This window comes from Roseateles sp. P5_E11, assembly GCF_054049355.1.
Window position 1 is genome coordinate 1 of sequence record NZ_JBFUMO010001218.1, and the last position, 521, is coordinate 521.

At 69.9% G+C, this 521-nt stretch carries 1 protein-coding gene; it reads left to right on the top strand.

What is annotated here, in order from left to right:
- On the top strand, positions 1-521 hold a 521-nt coding region (locus tag ACXJKR_RS34430), incomplete at both ends, for a family 1 glycosylhydrolase (protein WP_457326684.1).

The following is a 521-nucleotide window of genomic DNA, read 5'->3' on the forward strand; positions in this document are numbered from 1 at the left end:
GTCGTCAACCAGACCTTCCACCACGCGCTGCTGTGCCACGGCCACGGCGTGCGCGCGGTGCGCGAGTTCGGCGGCGCGGGTGCGGTCGTCGGCCTGACGGACAACCTGGACGTCTGCATTCCCGTCACCGAGACGCCGGCCGACATCGCCGCGGCCAAGGCTTGGTTCCTGGAGAAGAACGCCCATGTGCTGGGCGCCATGCATGCCGGCCATTACCCGGCCGACTACCTCGACCGCGTCGGCGCCGACGCCCCCCAGGTCCAGCCCGGCGACTTCGACCTCATCAGCCTGCCGACCGACCACCTGGGCCTGAACATCTACACCGGCACCTATGTGCGCGCCGGCAAGGACGGCGCCGCTTTCGAGGCCCTGCCCAACCCCGTCAACTACCCGCGCGCCGACAGCCCCTGGCTGCGACTGGTGCCGCAGTCCATCTACTGGGCGACGCGCCTGGCCGCTGAGTGCTACGGCCACACCTCGCTCTACATCACCGAGAACGGCTGCGGCTACAACGACGAGCC